The organism is Pseudoalteromonas sp. Hal040 (assembly GCF_037162425.1).
Taxonomy (GTDB): domain Bacteria; phylum Pseudomonadota; class Gammaproteobacteria; order Enterobacterales; family Alteromonadaceae; genus Pseudoalteromonas; species Pseudoalteromonas gelatinilytica.
In genome coordinates, this window is sequence record NZ_JARLUU010000001.1 from 738999 (window position 1) to 752365 (window position 13367).

General features: G+C 42.3%; 9 protein-coding genes, 1 tRNA gene and 1 pseudogene. 8 read left to right on the forward strand and 3 right to left on the reverse strand.

Annotated features, from left to right (window positions below; translation table 11 throughout):
* The first annotated feature begins 73 nt into the window (after window positions 1-73).
* The 3 genes from P4S60_RS03340 to rimI all read left to right on the forward strand — a co-directional run bounded on the left by P4S60_RS03340 (window position 74) and on the right by rimI (window position 954).
* Window positions 74-150, forward strand: a tRNA-Trp gene (locus tag P4S60_RS03340).
* Between the two features lie 68 nt (window positions 151-218).
* Entirely contained in the window at window positions 219-521 is a 303-nt protein-coding gene (locus tag P4S60_RS03345; protein ID WP_337114998.1) for a hypothetical protein, read from the forward strand.
* Window positions 508-954 (forward strand): ribosomal protein S18-alanine N-acetyltransferase, encoded by a 447-nt coding sequence (gene rimI, locus P4S60_RS03350; protein ID WP_337116817.1) that lies wholly within the window; start codon window positions 508-510, stop codon window positions 952-954. The genes P4S60_RS03345 and rimI overlap by 14 nt, the downstream gene beginning before the upstream one ends.
* On the opposite strand, the gene P4S60_RS03355 is transcribed toward rimI, so the two are convergent.
* Window positions 951-3605 carry a hybrid sensor histidine kinase/response regulator gene (locus P4S60_RS03355; protein ID WP_337114999.1) on the reverse strand — a complete coding sequence of 885 codons (2655 nt, stop codon included), beginning with the start codon at window positions 3603-3605 and terminating at the stop codon, window positions 951-953. The genes rimI and P4S60_RS03355 overlap by 4 nt on opposite strands.
* Window positions 3606-3857: 252 nt before the next feature.
* Between P4S60_RS03355 and prfC the strand changes: the two genes are divergently transcribed.
* From prfC to P4S60_RS03375, 4 genes are all read left to right on the forward strand, one after another.
* Entirely contained in the window at window positions 3858-5441 is a 1584-nt protein-coding gene (prfC, locus tag P4S60_RS03360) for a peptide chain release factor 3 (protein ID WP_337115000.1), read from the forward strand.
* A gap of 61 nt (window positions 5442-5502) precedes the next feature.
* Window positions 5503-7245: an arginine--tRNA ligase gene (gene argS, locus P4S60_RS03365; protein WP_337115001.1), complete on the forward strand. Its 1743-nt coding sequence runs from the start codon at window positions 5503-5505 to the stop codon at window positions 7243-7245.
* 406 nt (window positions 7246-7651) lie between these two features.
* Window positions 7652-8290: a pyridoxamine 5'-phosphate oxidase gene (pdxH, locus tag P4S60_RS03370; RefSeq protein WP_337115002.1), complete on the forward strand. Its 639-nt coding sequence runs from the start codon at window positions 7652-7654 to the stop codon at window positions 8288-8290.
* Entirely contained in the window at window positions 8291-9064 is a 774-nt protein-coding gene (locus P4S60_RS03375) for a TatD family hydrolase (protein ID WP_337115003.1), read from the forward strand.
* Here P4S60_RS03375 and P4S60_RS03380 read toward each other — a convergent pair.
* On the reverse strand, window positions 9031-9651 hold the full coding sequence (locus P4S60_RS03380; protein WP_054560826.1) for an AhpA/YtjB family protein: 621 nt from the start codon (window positions 9649-9651) through the stop codon (window positions 9031-9033). The genes P4S60_RS03375 and P4S60_RS03380 overlap by 34 nt on opposite strands.
* Window positions 9652-9776: 125 nt before the next feature.
* Between P4S60_RS03380 and serB the strand changes: the two genes are divergently transcribed.
* On the forward strand, window positions 9777-10796 hold the full coding sequence (serB, locus tag P4S60_RS03385) for a phosphoserine phosphatase SerB (protein ID WP_337115004.1): 1020 nt from the start codon (window positions 9777-9779) through the stop codon (window positions 10794-10796).
* On the opposite strand, the pseudogene P4S60_RS03390 reads toward serB, so the two are convergent.
* Window positions 10779-13258: pseudogene (locus P4S60_RS03390) on the reverse strand (PilZ domain-containing protein). The gene serB and the pseudogene P4S60_RS03390 overlap by 18 nt on opposite strands.
* Window positions 13259-13367 lie beyond the last annotated feature (109 nt).

Below are 13367 nucleotides of genomic sequence, written 5' to 3' on the forward strand. Positions count from 1 at the left end.
AAGCAGTTAAACTAAAAACTGTGTTTTTTTACTTTACCTTTGAAAAAAGCTCTATATAATTCGACGACATTGCAGGGGCGTAGTTCCAATTGGTAGAACAGCGGTCTCCAAAACCGACGGTTGGGAGTTCGAATCTCTCCGCCCCTGCCATTTCTTCCTTCTTTACTTTAATCGCAAATCTTCCTATATTACTTGCTCTTAATCATGATTGAGTTGTTATGAATCCAAGTTACGTCGCGATATTCTCTGTACAATCTTTAGAGTTAAATCAACACTATCGAACTGCGCCTGATATTTCTGGCGAACAGATGCCAAACACTCAACAAGAAACCCTCACGCTACCGTTACAGTTTCACCAAGATCTCGAAAAAGCGTTTGCGCCGTTAGTGATCACTCAAATCGTCAAAGCAGCAAGTATTAGTTGGCAACAAGGCTGTTTAGCTTTACCTAGCGAGAAGCTTAATAGTGAACAGAAAAAACAACTTTGGTCTTTAATCGGTGAGCAACTTGATAAGCTTTAAACCTGTAGATGCAAGCTATATTAGCCAGTTAATGGCTATTGAAAACGCCTGCCATAGTCACCCATGGACAGAGAAAACCATGCTGTCGTGTTTAGCTGGGCGTTACTTTAATCTGGCTGCTTTTCAAGGCGATGACATGCTTGGATTTTATATCGGTGAACAAGCGGGCCCTGATTACACCTTAATGGATATTTGTGTTGCGCCAAAGCACCAAGGACAGGGCATTGCTAAGCAATTGTTAAATGCCTTTATTGAGCACGGCGAGCAGCACCAAGCTGAAAATCTTTTCTTAGAAGTGCGTGAGTCTAATGCACCCGCTATTGGCCTGTATGAAAGCGCTGGCTTTGCACATATGTCGGTGCGTAAGAACTATTACCCAACCGCGACAGGCAACGAAGACGCTATTTTAATGGGGATGAGCTTTTCCCTTTAAGATGCCTCTTCAAGGGCATCGATAAGTGCGTTGTAACATTGTTCAACTTGCTCTGTTTGATTACTGCGTAATGCATTTTCAAGTTGGCCTGCGGTCTTATGAATTGCTTCAAAACTAAAACACCCCGCACTGCCTTTTAGGCTGTGCGCCAATGAGCGGAGTGCTTCCCACTCTTTAGCACGATACAACTGCACGACTTGAGATAAGTAATCAGGTAGTTTTGAACGGTAGTTGTCGTTAATTTGTTGGAACTTCTCACTTTTTAGTAAGTTTTCCCACTTGTTTTGACTGTCTTTTTCAATGTGTAGGTAGCTTACAAGCACTTGCTCTAGAGCATCTTTGTCGATTGGTTTGGCTAGTGCTTCATCACAGCCAGCCTCTATGTAGGTATCGACATCGGTTTTCATTACATTGGCCGTAAGCGCAATGATAGGGCCATCATAGGCTGCGTGACGTAACATTTGCGTTGCTTCTAAGCCGCCCATGACAGGCATCTGCATATCCATGATGATCAGCTGATAATCATTTACCAATGCCATTTCTACTGCTTCAGCCCCATTTTTCGCGATGTCAGGCTCAAGCCCCCAAGTTTGTAACAGTAGTTTGATCAGTAACTGGTTATCTGGGTTATCTTCGGCTACCAGAATATTGGCATCAAAGCTATTCGCCGCGAATGACAGCTGAACGTCTTTACTTGGTGAGAGCTGCTCATAGCTATGAATAAAGCCTTCATTTTGTAACTGCTCGGCATTTAAATGAGCAGCAACTTGTACGGTAAAACAACTGCCGTTTCCAGGTTCGCTAATAAGTTGCACATCACCGCCTAGCAACTGGGCTAAGTTCTTCGATATACATAAGCCAAGGCCTGTACCGCCGAAGCGGCGTGTGGTCGTCGCATCGGCTTGTTCAAACGGTTTGAACACCCGTTCAACCTCACGCTCTGACATACCAATACCGGTATCTTGAATCGCAAATTGTAAATGTTGTTTATTGCTGTTGTAACTAATATCGATTGAGATGCTGCCTTTCTCAGTGAACTTGACCGCATTGCTGGCAATATTGATTAAAATTTGTTTTAAACGTGTGGTATCGCTATTAATGGTTTTGGGTACTGGCAGCTGGTAGTTAATATTAAACGCCAGTTGCTTCTCATTAGCCAGCGGGCGAATAATCGAATCAATATCATGGATAAGCTGCACCACATTGCATGGGCCGCGTTCAACAGCCAGTTTTTCAGCCTCAATTTTTGATAAATCAAGAATGTTATTAATAAGCTCAAGTAAGTGCTTAGAATTACGTAAAATAGTACTTAAATGCTGCTCATCATTCACCGCATCTTTGTTGTGCAGGAGCTGCTCTGTAAAGCCCATAATTGCGGTTAGTGGGGTGCGAATTTCATGACTCATATTCGCTAAAAAGCGGCTTTTCAGTTGGTTGGCTTGCTCAGCTTGGGCAATGGCCACTTCTAGCTTGCTATTCATTGCTTCGAGCGCTTTGGTACGGCTTTCTACTTTTTCTTCTAGGTGATGCTTATATTCCTCAAGCTCGTCTTGGTAATGACGAATTTGGTTCACCATGTGGTTAAAGTCGTTGAAAAGCACGCCTACTTCATCGTTTGTATGGGCTGGCAAGTACACAGATAAATCACCATCACCCACCCGATGGCTTGCAGCCCCTAATAATTCGACTGGGGTGAGTAGTAAGTTGCGCACCACTATGTAGATCAAAATAGGCAGTGAAATCACAGAGATAATTACAATTAACGCAGTAATTAAGCTGATGGCTTTCCCTGATTGATACAGCAAATCTTTGGGAGTGGTTGAGATAAAGTAATCACCATCGGTCATTTGCACCGCGTAGATAATGCGCTCTTCTTTGTCGATACTCGATAGTTCAATACTGGCTAGTTTACCGTAATCAGCCAACCGCTTAATTTGTTCAAGCTCATATTCACTTAAATAGCTGCCACGTAAGTCATAGTCTGAGCTAAATAAAATCTGCCCCTTAGTTGTCAAAAACAAATTTAAGGTGTTATTAAATGGCGCTTCTAAAATGCTGGCGTTTAGTATTGATGGTTCAACATGAACAACAATAAACCCTAGCTGCTGCGGCTGTTTTAAGTAGTAATCGATATTATAAATTGGGTGCACAAAGTACAGGCTAGTTGAGCCATCTTCTTTGGGGATCATAAATTGCTGTTGACGCAAGTTTGACTGCAGCACTTGATCAAAAAACGGGTAGCTGTCGGGAGCTGGGGTTAATTGACTTGAATAAAACGCATCGCTTTTACCATCTGGGGCAACATAGTTGATGCTCACAATATCAGGGTAAGCTTCTGAATAGCTGGCGAATACATTCATCAACTCGCCAAGGCGCTCAATATATTGATTTTTTGATTCGGGTTCGCGGGCTAAAAAGTCTGCCAATACCGGAGAGGTCGAAAGTAACCGAGTAATCGAATGAAATGAGTCAATGTAATTGAAGATTTTTTGCTGTTGCTGCTCAACAAAGCGACTGACAATTAGCTCAGCTTGTTTTTTTGTTGAATTGGTCACATTGGTTAACGTAAAGCCACCTAAAAACAACAAAGGTAAGATCACTAATGGTGTGATATACCATAATAATCGAATACTGAGCTTACTGGTTTTCATGACCTAAAATTGATATCCCTCCGTGCAATTTATCAATAGTATGCGTTACAACTTGATTACACAAGCTTAGCAAAAAAGTGAACAACGAAAATAGCAAAGCAAAGGTGAATAATTACTTACAATCGCTGCTTTTTTGGCTAAGACAAACAAGGTATAATACTCGGCAATTCTATTTTATTTTTACAGTGCGCACCGAGCTTTATAATTTATAAGGCAGTTAAGTGCGCTTTGTTATGACTAAAAGCAGCTTACATGTCTAATTTAACTACCGAAATAAATAAACGACGCACCTTTGCGATCATCTCGCACCCGGATGCGGGTAAAACCACCATTACAGAAAAAGTTCTGTTATTCGGACAAGCGATTCAAAAAGCGGGTACCGTAAAGGGTCGTGGCTCAAACCAGCACGCAAAATCAGACTGGATGGAAATGGAAAAAGAACGTGGTATCTCGGTAACTACGTCTGTTATGCAATTTCCTTACAATGAGCGTCTGGTTAACTTACTTGATACTCCTGGACACGAAGACTTCTCTGAAGATACTTACCGTACATTAACGGCGGTTGACTCGTGTCTAATGGTTATCGACGCGGCGAAAGGTGTTGAGGATCGTACTCGTAAATTAATGGAAGTAACACGCTTACGTACTACGCCTATTGTAACTTTCATGAATAAGTGTGACCGTGATATTCGTGATCCAATGGAGTTATTAGACGAAGTTGAGACTGAGCTTAACATCGCCTGTGCGCCAATCACTTGGCCGATTGGGTGTGGTAAAGAGTTTAAAGGTGTGTATCACATTCACCGTGAAGAAACGATTTTGTATAGCACAGGTCAAGGCCACACAATCCAAGAAGTGCGTGTTATTAAAGGCTTAGATAATCCTGAGCTTGATACGGCGATTGGTAGCGAACTTGCAGAGCAGCTGCGTGAAGAACTTGAGCTAGTTGTCGGTGCATCACACGAATTTGACTTAGATCTGTTTTTAGCGGGCGAGCTATCACCGGTGTATTTTGGTACGGCATTAGGTAACTTTGGTGTTGACCATGTACTTGATGGTTTAACTGAGTGGGCACCTGCACCATTACCTCGCGAAACAGAAGACCGCCAAGTAGCAGCAACAGAAGAGAACTTCTCTGGCTTCGTATTTAAAATCCAAGCGAACATGGACCCTAAACACCGTGACCGTATTGCCTTTATGCGTATTGTATCTGGCAAATATAGCCAAGGTATGAAAATGAGCCATGTGCGTATTGGTAAGCAAGTCAGTATTTCTGATGCGGTAACCTTTATGGCTGGTGATCGTGAGCGAGCGCATGATGCGTACGCGGGTGACATCATTGGTTTACACAACCACGGTACAATTCAAATTGGTGATACCTTCACACAAGGCGAAAAAATGAAGTTTGGTGGTATTCCTAACTTCGCACCAGAATTATTCCGCCGTATTCGCTTAAAAGATCCATTAAAACAAAAGCAATTGTTAAAAGGCTTAGTTCAGCTATCTGAAGAAGGTGCTGTGCAAGTATTTAGACCGCTTATCAATAACGACCTTATCGTTGGTGCGGTCGGTGTACTACAGTTTGATGTGGTTGTTGCGCGTTTAAAAGCAGAATACAACGTAGATGCGATTTACGAAGGTGTGAGTGTTAACACTGCACGTTGGGTAAGCTCAGACGATACCAAAAAGCTTGAAGAGTTTAAGCGTAAGTGCGAAAGCAACTTAGCGCTTGATGGTGGCGATAACCTTACTTATATCGCGCCAAGCCGTGTAAACCTAAACTTGTCGATGGAACGCTATCCAGATATCAAGTTTAACCATACACGCGAAAACTAATACGCTAAGTCTGCTTCAAATTTAAGTGCCCGTACAGCGGGCCAGAAAGGTAAAAATTACAATGAATATTCGTACTCTTTTAATCGACAAAGCAATTGCTGCTATGGTTGCAGCAGGGTTACCTGAAGACACTAACCCAGCGGTAACACAAAGCACACGTCCACAGTTTGGTGATTACCAAATCAATGGCGCAATGGGCGCGGCTAAAAAATTAAAATCAAACCCGCGTGAACTTGCACAAAAAATTATCGATAACCTAGACCTTGCTGATATCGCAGAAAAAACTGAAATCGCGGGCCCGGGTTTTATCAATATTCACCTAAAGCCTGAGTTTTTATCAGCTAGCTTAAAAGCAGCAAACGAAGACGAAAAGCTAGCAGTTGCGCCTCATGCAACAGCGCAAAAAGTGGTTGTTGATTATTCATCACCTAACCTTGCTAAAGAAATGCACGTAGGCCACTTACGTTCAACCATCATTGGTGATGCAGTTGTACGTGCTCTTGAGTTCCGTGGTGATGAAGTTGTTCGTCAAAACCACATGGGTGACTGGGGTACTCAGTTTGGTATGTTAATCGCGCACTTAGAAGATCAAATCAATCAAGGTGTTGATTTAGACAAAGTGGCGCTTGCTGACCTTGAAACTTTCTATCGTGATGCGAAAAAACGCTTTGATGATGAAGAAGGCTTTGCCGACAAAGCCCGTAATTACGTTGTTAAATTACAAGGCGGCGATGCACACTGTGAAAAGCTTTGGAAGTTATTCATCGCGACTTCTGTAAAGCACTCTGAAGAAGTTTACAAGCGTCTAAACGTAACACTTACAGCAGATGACATCATGGCTGAAAGTGCATACAACAGTGAACTTGCAAACATCATCGCACTATTAAAAGACAAAAACATTGCTGTTGAATCTAATGGTGCACAAGTGGTGTTCTTAGATGAGCTTGCTAACAAAGACGGTGAGCCTTCAGTGTTTATCGTACAGAAATCAGGTGGTGGTTTCTTATACGCGACAACTGACTTAGCAGCCTGTGATTACCGTTCAAATAAACTGGGTGCTGATCGTATCTTAATCTTTGTAGATGCACGTCAAAGCTTACACTTCAATCAAGTTGAGCTAACAGCACGTAAAGCAGGTTTATTACGTGATGAAACAAGTTATGAATTCTGCCCATTCGGCACCATGATGGGTGACGATGGTAAGCCATTCAAAACACGTACTGGCGGTACGGTTAAACTTGCTGATTTACTTGAAGAGTCGATCACTCGTGCAGCAGCTAAACTTGCTGAGCGTGAGTCAGATTTAAGCGACGAAGAGCGTAGCGAAATTGCCCGTAAAGTAGGTATTGGCGCAGTGAAATATGCGGATCTTTCTAAGCACCGTACTAGCGACTATATCTTCAACTGGGACACAATGCTGAGCTTTGAAGGTGCGACAGCGCCTTACTTACAATATGCATACACACGTGTTCGCAGTATTTTCCGTAAATCAGGTATCGATGCAGCGTCATTAACAGCTGACGTTGCAATCAACGAGCCACAAGAAAAAGCGCTGGCACTTAAACTTCTTCAGTTAGAAGAAGTACTCGATCTAATGATCAGCGAAGCGACACCGCACGTATTATGTGGATACCTATACGAACTAGCAAGCCTATACATGACGTTCTACGAAGCATGCCCAGTTCTAAAAGAAGGCGTAGAGCCAAGTGTTCGTGACAGCCGTTTAGTACTGTGTAATTTGGTTGCGAAGACACTGAAATCAGGATTGGACCTGCTAGGTATCGAAGTAATGGAGCAAATGTAATCTGCTTCGTGTAGTTCGCTTTAGCTGCGTTAATGAGTTTATTTAGCCTAAGTCACATACAAAACACGTATGCTCCTTGGCATAAATAAACTCATTGCCTTGCTAGCACTCCTACACTTGCAGAAAGTTTAAGAACTCATAGGGATAAGTCGGTTTTCCGCCTTGTCTTAGGCTAAAGTACTTAGGTGAATTCTGCTTCGTGTAGTTCGCTTTGAAAGCACTCCTACACTTGCAGAAAGTTTAAGAACTCATAGCTTCGTAGGTTGGGTAGAGCGTAGCGAAACCCAACAAATTGACAGCTCAACAACCTTGATTAATCTTTAGCTGATAGCTGATAGCTGATAGCTGATAGCTGATAGCTGATAGCTGATAGCTGATAGCTGATAGTAGCGATAGAGGGAATTTTATGAAACTTGAAGATATTCGCCGTGAATATATACAGGATGGTTTATCTGAAGACATGCTTGATGCATCTCCAATCAAGCAGTTTGAAAAATGGCTTGAGCAAGCTGTTGCCACTAATCTGCCTGATCCTACGGCGATGGTCGTTGCAACGGTTGATGAGCATGGTCAGCCGTCGCGGCGTATTGTGCTGTTAAAGCATCTTGATGAAAATGGTTTTGTGTTTTTTACCAATACCGGGTCGCGCAAAGCGCAGGAGCTCAAAGGTAATAACAAAATTTCTCTGCATTTCCCATGGCATCATATGGAGCGACAAGTCATTGTTTATGGTGAAGCTAAACCTTTACCAACAACCGCTGTGGCTAAGTACTTTTTATCGCGTCCAAAAGAAAGTCAGTTAGCTGCATGGGCATCTCAGCAGAGTCGTCCAGTGTCATCACGTAAGGTATTAATGGAAACATTTGCGAAAATGAAGCAAAAGTTTTCAGAGGGTGAAATTCCACTACCTGATTTTTGGGGAGGCTATTGTGTTGAGCCAACTAAAATCGAATTTTGGCAAGGTGGTGCACACCGCTTACACGACCGCTTTATGTATCAACGCCAAGCCGATGGAAGTTGGCAGTTTGGTCGCTTAAATCCGTAAATGCGTTTTATCGATTCCCACTGTCACCTTGATTTTAGCGAATTTGATGAAACTCGCACAGAGCTCATCACAGCATGCAAGCAAGTAGGGATCGAGCATTTTATTGTGCCGGGTGTGAGCTTGGCACAATCTACAAAACTATTCTCTTTTGCTAAATCAGAGCCAAGTATTTCAATTGCTTTAGGCTTACATCCTTATTTTTTATCTGATCACCGAACTCATCATCTCGCTGAACTGGAGCAGTTAGCAAAAACCCATTCAGGGCAGTTTATTGCCATCGGCGAGTGCGGACTTGATCGCAGTATCGACAACCTCGATAAGCAAACACAGCTTTTTGAAGGGCAAATAGAGCTTGCCAATCAACTCGCTCTACCACTGATTGTGCATCACAGACAAAGCCATGATTTAATTGCTCGCTCATTTAAACGCTGTAAACCAAAGTTTGGTGGTGTGATTCATGCTTTCTCAGGCTCAGAACAACAAGCTCAGAGTTATATTAAACAAGGGTTTAAGCTTGGTGTCGGAGGTGTAATAAGTTACCCGCGCGCTGAGAAAACTCGTAAAGTCATAAGCGCAATTGAGCCACAGCATTTAGTGCTTGAAACCGACTCGCCATCAATGCCGTTAGCTGGCTTTCAAGGCCAAGTTAATACGCCGCTAAAGGTGCGTGATGTATTCACTTATTTATGTGAGCTTAAAGGCGCGACAGGGGATGCAAAGCTGCAACTGGCTGCTGAACTTTATGATTCTTGCTCAGCGCTTTTTTTGATGTAACGGTTGATTTGCCAGTGTTTTAACCCACGGCCTAACTGCCAAGTAAAAATACAGGTGATCACTAACATTAATAATACTTGGCGGCCCAAATCATGAAAACTACTGTGGCTAGTTGCAATAGAAGCCTGCGTTAAATAGGTAATTGACACAAAACCAATTGGTCTTTCATCATCACTTATCACTGGTTCTACAAATGGGGTTTTGAGTTTGCTAATACCCGGCGTTGAATCGGGTAATAAACCAAAGGTGTGGTGACTTTGCCAATTATCGCTGGCAGCAATTTGGATACCTTGTTGATCGTAAATCGTTGCCGCTAACACATACTCATCTTCAGCAATATGATTACATAACGCATTTAACTCGGGTTTGTTTTTTTCTTGCAGTGGGGTTTTTGCATTTAGTGCCATAAACTTGGTTAAGCTTATCGCTGTGCTGTCAGCGCTATCATAAAGTAATTGGTGGCTTTGAAAGCTACTATTCATGGCAACCCAACTTAACAGCACAAAACAGGCTGCAGCCAAGCTCAAGCGCACAACACGTTGGCGATAAGTGGCTGAAAAGGGAATTTTAAGTTGGTTATTTTTCATAGTCACCGTATACGTTACTGACAGCTTTTAAATTTGATGGTACAACATGATAACTTTAACAGCCCCTTGAGTGCGAGTAGCAAATGCACGACCAAGGACAGACATAAGTCTAATGTGGAGCCACTATGTCACAGCTTAGCTTAGCTGCTACACCTTCAGCAAATTTAGCAGAACAAATCAGCCTAAATTGCTGGTATAAAATTGAAAACAAACACCTTATTACAACAGACTTTACGCCAAAAGCAAATCAAGGCGTGTTCAGTGTTGCCTTTGGTAATGAGCTTAATGCTGAGCAGTTACTTGCGATTAGCGAATTTTTAGCAGCGCAAGGGGCTAGCAATTTATCGCTTTGTTGCTATCAGCCTATTGCCGATTTGCCTGCAGCGTGGAGCTTTCATAGCGATACAACAAGCGTACTAAGTCCGCTGGTATTAGTTGTTTTTGCTAAGCAATTGGGTATTCAACTGGTGCAATTAACGAATCCACCCACGGTGAATGAACCGGGTTTATTACTGATGGATATGGACTCAACAGCCATTACTATTGAGTGTATCGACGAAATTGCACGCCTTGCCGATGTGTATGACGAAGTTGCCGCTGTGACGGCGCAAGCTATGGCTGGTCAGCTCGACTTTGCACAAAGCTTAAAGCAGCGTGTCGCGAAGCTTGAGGGCATCGATGTAGATTTAATTGATGGCTTAAAAGCGCGTTTACCGCTTATGCCGGGCGTGAGTGAATTATGCCAATACCTAAAAGCGCATAACTGGCATTTAGCAATCGCATCGGGTGGCTTTGTACCTTTTGCAGAGCAAGTGCAGTCACTGCTTGATTTAGATGAAGTGCATGCGAATACTCTCGAATTTAAAGATAATCGTTTAACAGGCAAAGTTATAGGCACGATTGTTGATGCAGAGGAAAAAGCCCGTGTACTTAAACGAATTGAAGAAAAGCTGACTTTAAATAACCGCCAAAGTGTTGCCATGGGTGATGGTGCTAATGATTTAAAAATGATGGCTGCGGCAGGGCTTGGTGTTGCTGTGCACGGTAAACCGAAAGTGGTTGAGCAAGCACAAACAGCAATCAATGAAGGCTCATTATTGCAAGTTGCTTACTTACTCTCTCTACCGTTAGATTACTCGCTTTAACCAAGTCGCTTTGCGTTTACTCATTTGCGTGATCAGCTTTTGGTCAATATCAAAATGAGTAAGCGCTTCTTCGGTTATATCAATCAAATCACCCACACCGGCTACTGCCCATAGCGCTTCTTCTAGGTCTTTTGCTTTGTGTAATGCGTACTGACTAATGTATTTCAGCTCATTTGCTAAGTAATCAATATCTGGGCGGCCAGTCCGTGACACATACAAGCGAAACACAAAGACTAAATCGTTTTTCAGCGCTTTTTTCACAAACAAAGTTTGTGGTTTGTAGTCATCTTCACTAATACAACGACTGGTAATTGCATCGCTGATCACAGCTTGGCGCGGATCAAAGCGAACAAACAGGGTAAATGGTAAGGGGGGATCTTGGCGACTGCGGTCTTTGATTAACGGGGTGATCACCTCAGTGATTTGATCCGTTGATAAGAATCCATCAATGCTGGTTGTCTCATTTAATAACGCAAAGTTTTGCAGCAATACATGAAGAGGGCTAGGGTATAAGCCTTGGCCAATAGCGCCAGCTTTAAAGTGAGCTGCTTCTTTGTGTAAATAAAACGGAAATTGGCATACGCTTTTGGTCACCATATTTCTAAGTGCGGTCGATAACCCCGGAATTTTGGGGGTTTCTTCACAAACACGTAATTTGTCTTTGTTGTTATCGATTAATACAGTGAAAAACTTAATCGCCATATGGGGTAAGTCACCAATACGATGCACTTTTAAGTTCACGGTTGTCAGTGATTTACTCACTGCCATCACTTCATAAGCCAAATTTGTTAAATCATGCTTTTTGGTAATTTTTTGCAAATCAGGCAAGTTTAACTTAATGATATCGCCTTTTTTGAACTCAACCGGATGGTCACACTCTATTTGTAAGCCCATCACAGATAAGTCACGGGTGTGACCAGTAATAAGCTCTTCACCTTGAGTGATTGAGACTGCGGTTTTGTATAAGTAGCGTTTATGTGCCCGAAGGTTCACATATTCAAGCGCCACTGGCTCTAAATGAGGAGGCGTTTTATGTTTACTGTGACCAAATTGCTTAAGCTGATTTACTGCATCTTTATTGTAATCAAGTTGCTGGTACGTTTGTTGTTCAGACTTAGTACCAATTGAGGTCAGGATCAGTAAGTATTTTACATCTTTGATCAGCCCTTGCACCCGTGGTGTAGGAGGCTTATTAAGTTTTTCGATGTTTTTGCCAGCACTGCTAGGTAGAGATAGCGGAATGTATGAATCTTCTGGGTGGCTTGGCATCAACTGAAGCTTAAAGCATTGCCAGCTGTCTTTTTGGCTACCAAATCCGAGGAATAAATCTCTCAGTTGTGGCTGACTCTCAAGCTCAGTTCGAGTGGCTGAATAATAATAAATCTTGCCCGCTACGGTGTGAGTGAAGGTATACAGGTATTCTTCTTTTACGGCATCGGGTGAGCTGAGTAGATGACCTAAGCGCTGCTGATTTATAATGCTGTATAAGCATGACAACTTACGTTCATCACAAAAATAGCGCTGAATAAAAATATTATTCTCAGTAGTGAGCGCAAGGCTAGGGTAAAGCTTATCGCCTTGTAAGCTTAAAAAAGTGTAAAACGAGGTAACACGTGGAATGTAGTATTGCTCGTAGCCTTTCGATACAACCGCATCTAAGGTATTGTCTAAGTTCACTTTATAGCGGCGTTTGTTGCCATGAATAAAGCTTTCTAAGAACTCATCAAACTTTTCATTATTTTCAATAAAAGTGCGTTTTAAGCGTACATGATTGTACTCACGAGAGACTTTTTCTACCGCAACTACTTCATATTGAATACCGTTTTTTAAGCCCAGCTCAAAGTCTTGTTCTAGGCCGACTAAGCGCAGACCAATTAATTGGCCTTTTTTAACTTGATAGCGAGGCGCTAATTTTATTTTCGCACCACTTAGGGAGATATCCGAGGTAGATGCCGCAACTTTACTGTCTTTATCAAGCTCAACGGTGATTTTAATTGAATAGTTCATCCGCTCTTCGCGGCGACTTTCATAGGATGCAAACTTAATAACCTTGGCAGATTGTTCTGTGGCTGTACTATCGTCCGTTAACGCTTGTTCTGCGGCTTTTTTTGCATCACTCGGTGATTATTTTCGGTGTTCATTACCGCTTCGTAAACGGCAAGTGTGTAACCACCGTGGCGTTTTATAGCATCTTCAAACACTTCAATGGCGGTATCGTCCATAAAGTGTTGCTTGCCATCATATTCGTAGGGTTTGACTTGTCCGGTTACTTGACCACGTAAATCAATAAAGCGTGCCACTGGCTGAGATAAGCGCGACATTTCCATTTTGATCAGAAACTGCTCTGGCTTAGTTAAGCTAGCTGTCTTTGATTTAAACAGTTTGTCGAACTGGGGAGTGCCTAAATGTGCCTTTAGTTCTTCAACTAGGCTTTCATATTTAAGCAGTATGTCTTCAGCCATTTATAAAACCATCACCGTCTATCTAAAAAAGTAGGTATACTAACGGGCTATTGAAAGCCAAAGCAGTGTAACTACTTTTTTATTTTATTCGTTATTGTTATATGTATTC

Coding starts and splice junctions, on each gene's coding strand:
- P4S60_RS03345 (WP_337114998.1), top strand. CDS start 219: ATGAATCCAAGTTACGTCGCGATATTCTCTGTACAATCTTTAGAGTTA.
- P4S60_RS03355 (WP_337114999.1), bottom strand. CDS start 3,605: ATGAAAACCAGTAAGCTCAGTATTCGATTATTATGGTATATCACACCA.
- prfC (WP_337115000.1), top strand. CDS start 3,858: ATGTCTAATTTAACTACCGAAATAAATAAACGACGCACCTTTGCGATC.
- argS (WP_337115001.1), top strand. CDS start 5,503: ATGAATATTCGTACTCTTTTAATCGACAAAGCAATTGCTGCTATGGTT.
- pdxH (WP_337115002.1), top strand. CDS start 7,652: ATGAAACTTGAAGATATTCGCCGTGAATATATACAGGATGGTTTATCT.
- P4S60_RS03375 (WP_337115003.1), top strand. CDS start 8,291: ATGCGTTTTATCGATTCCCACTGTCACCTTGATTTTAGCGAATTTGAT.
- P4S60_RS03380 (WP_054560826.1), bottom strand. CDS start 9,651: ATGAAAAATAACCAACTTAAAATTCCCTTTTCAGCCACTTATCGCCAA.
- serB (WP_337115004.1), top strand. CDS start 9,777: ATGTCACAGCTTAGCTTAGCTGCTACACCTTCAGCAAATTTAGCAGAA.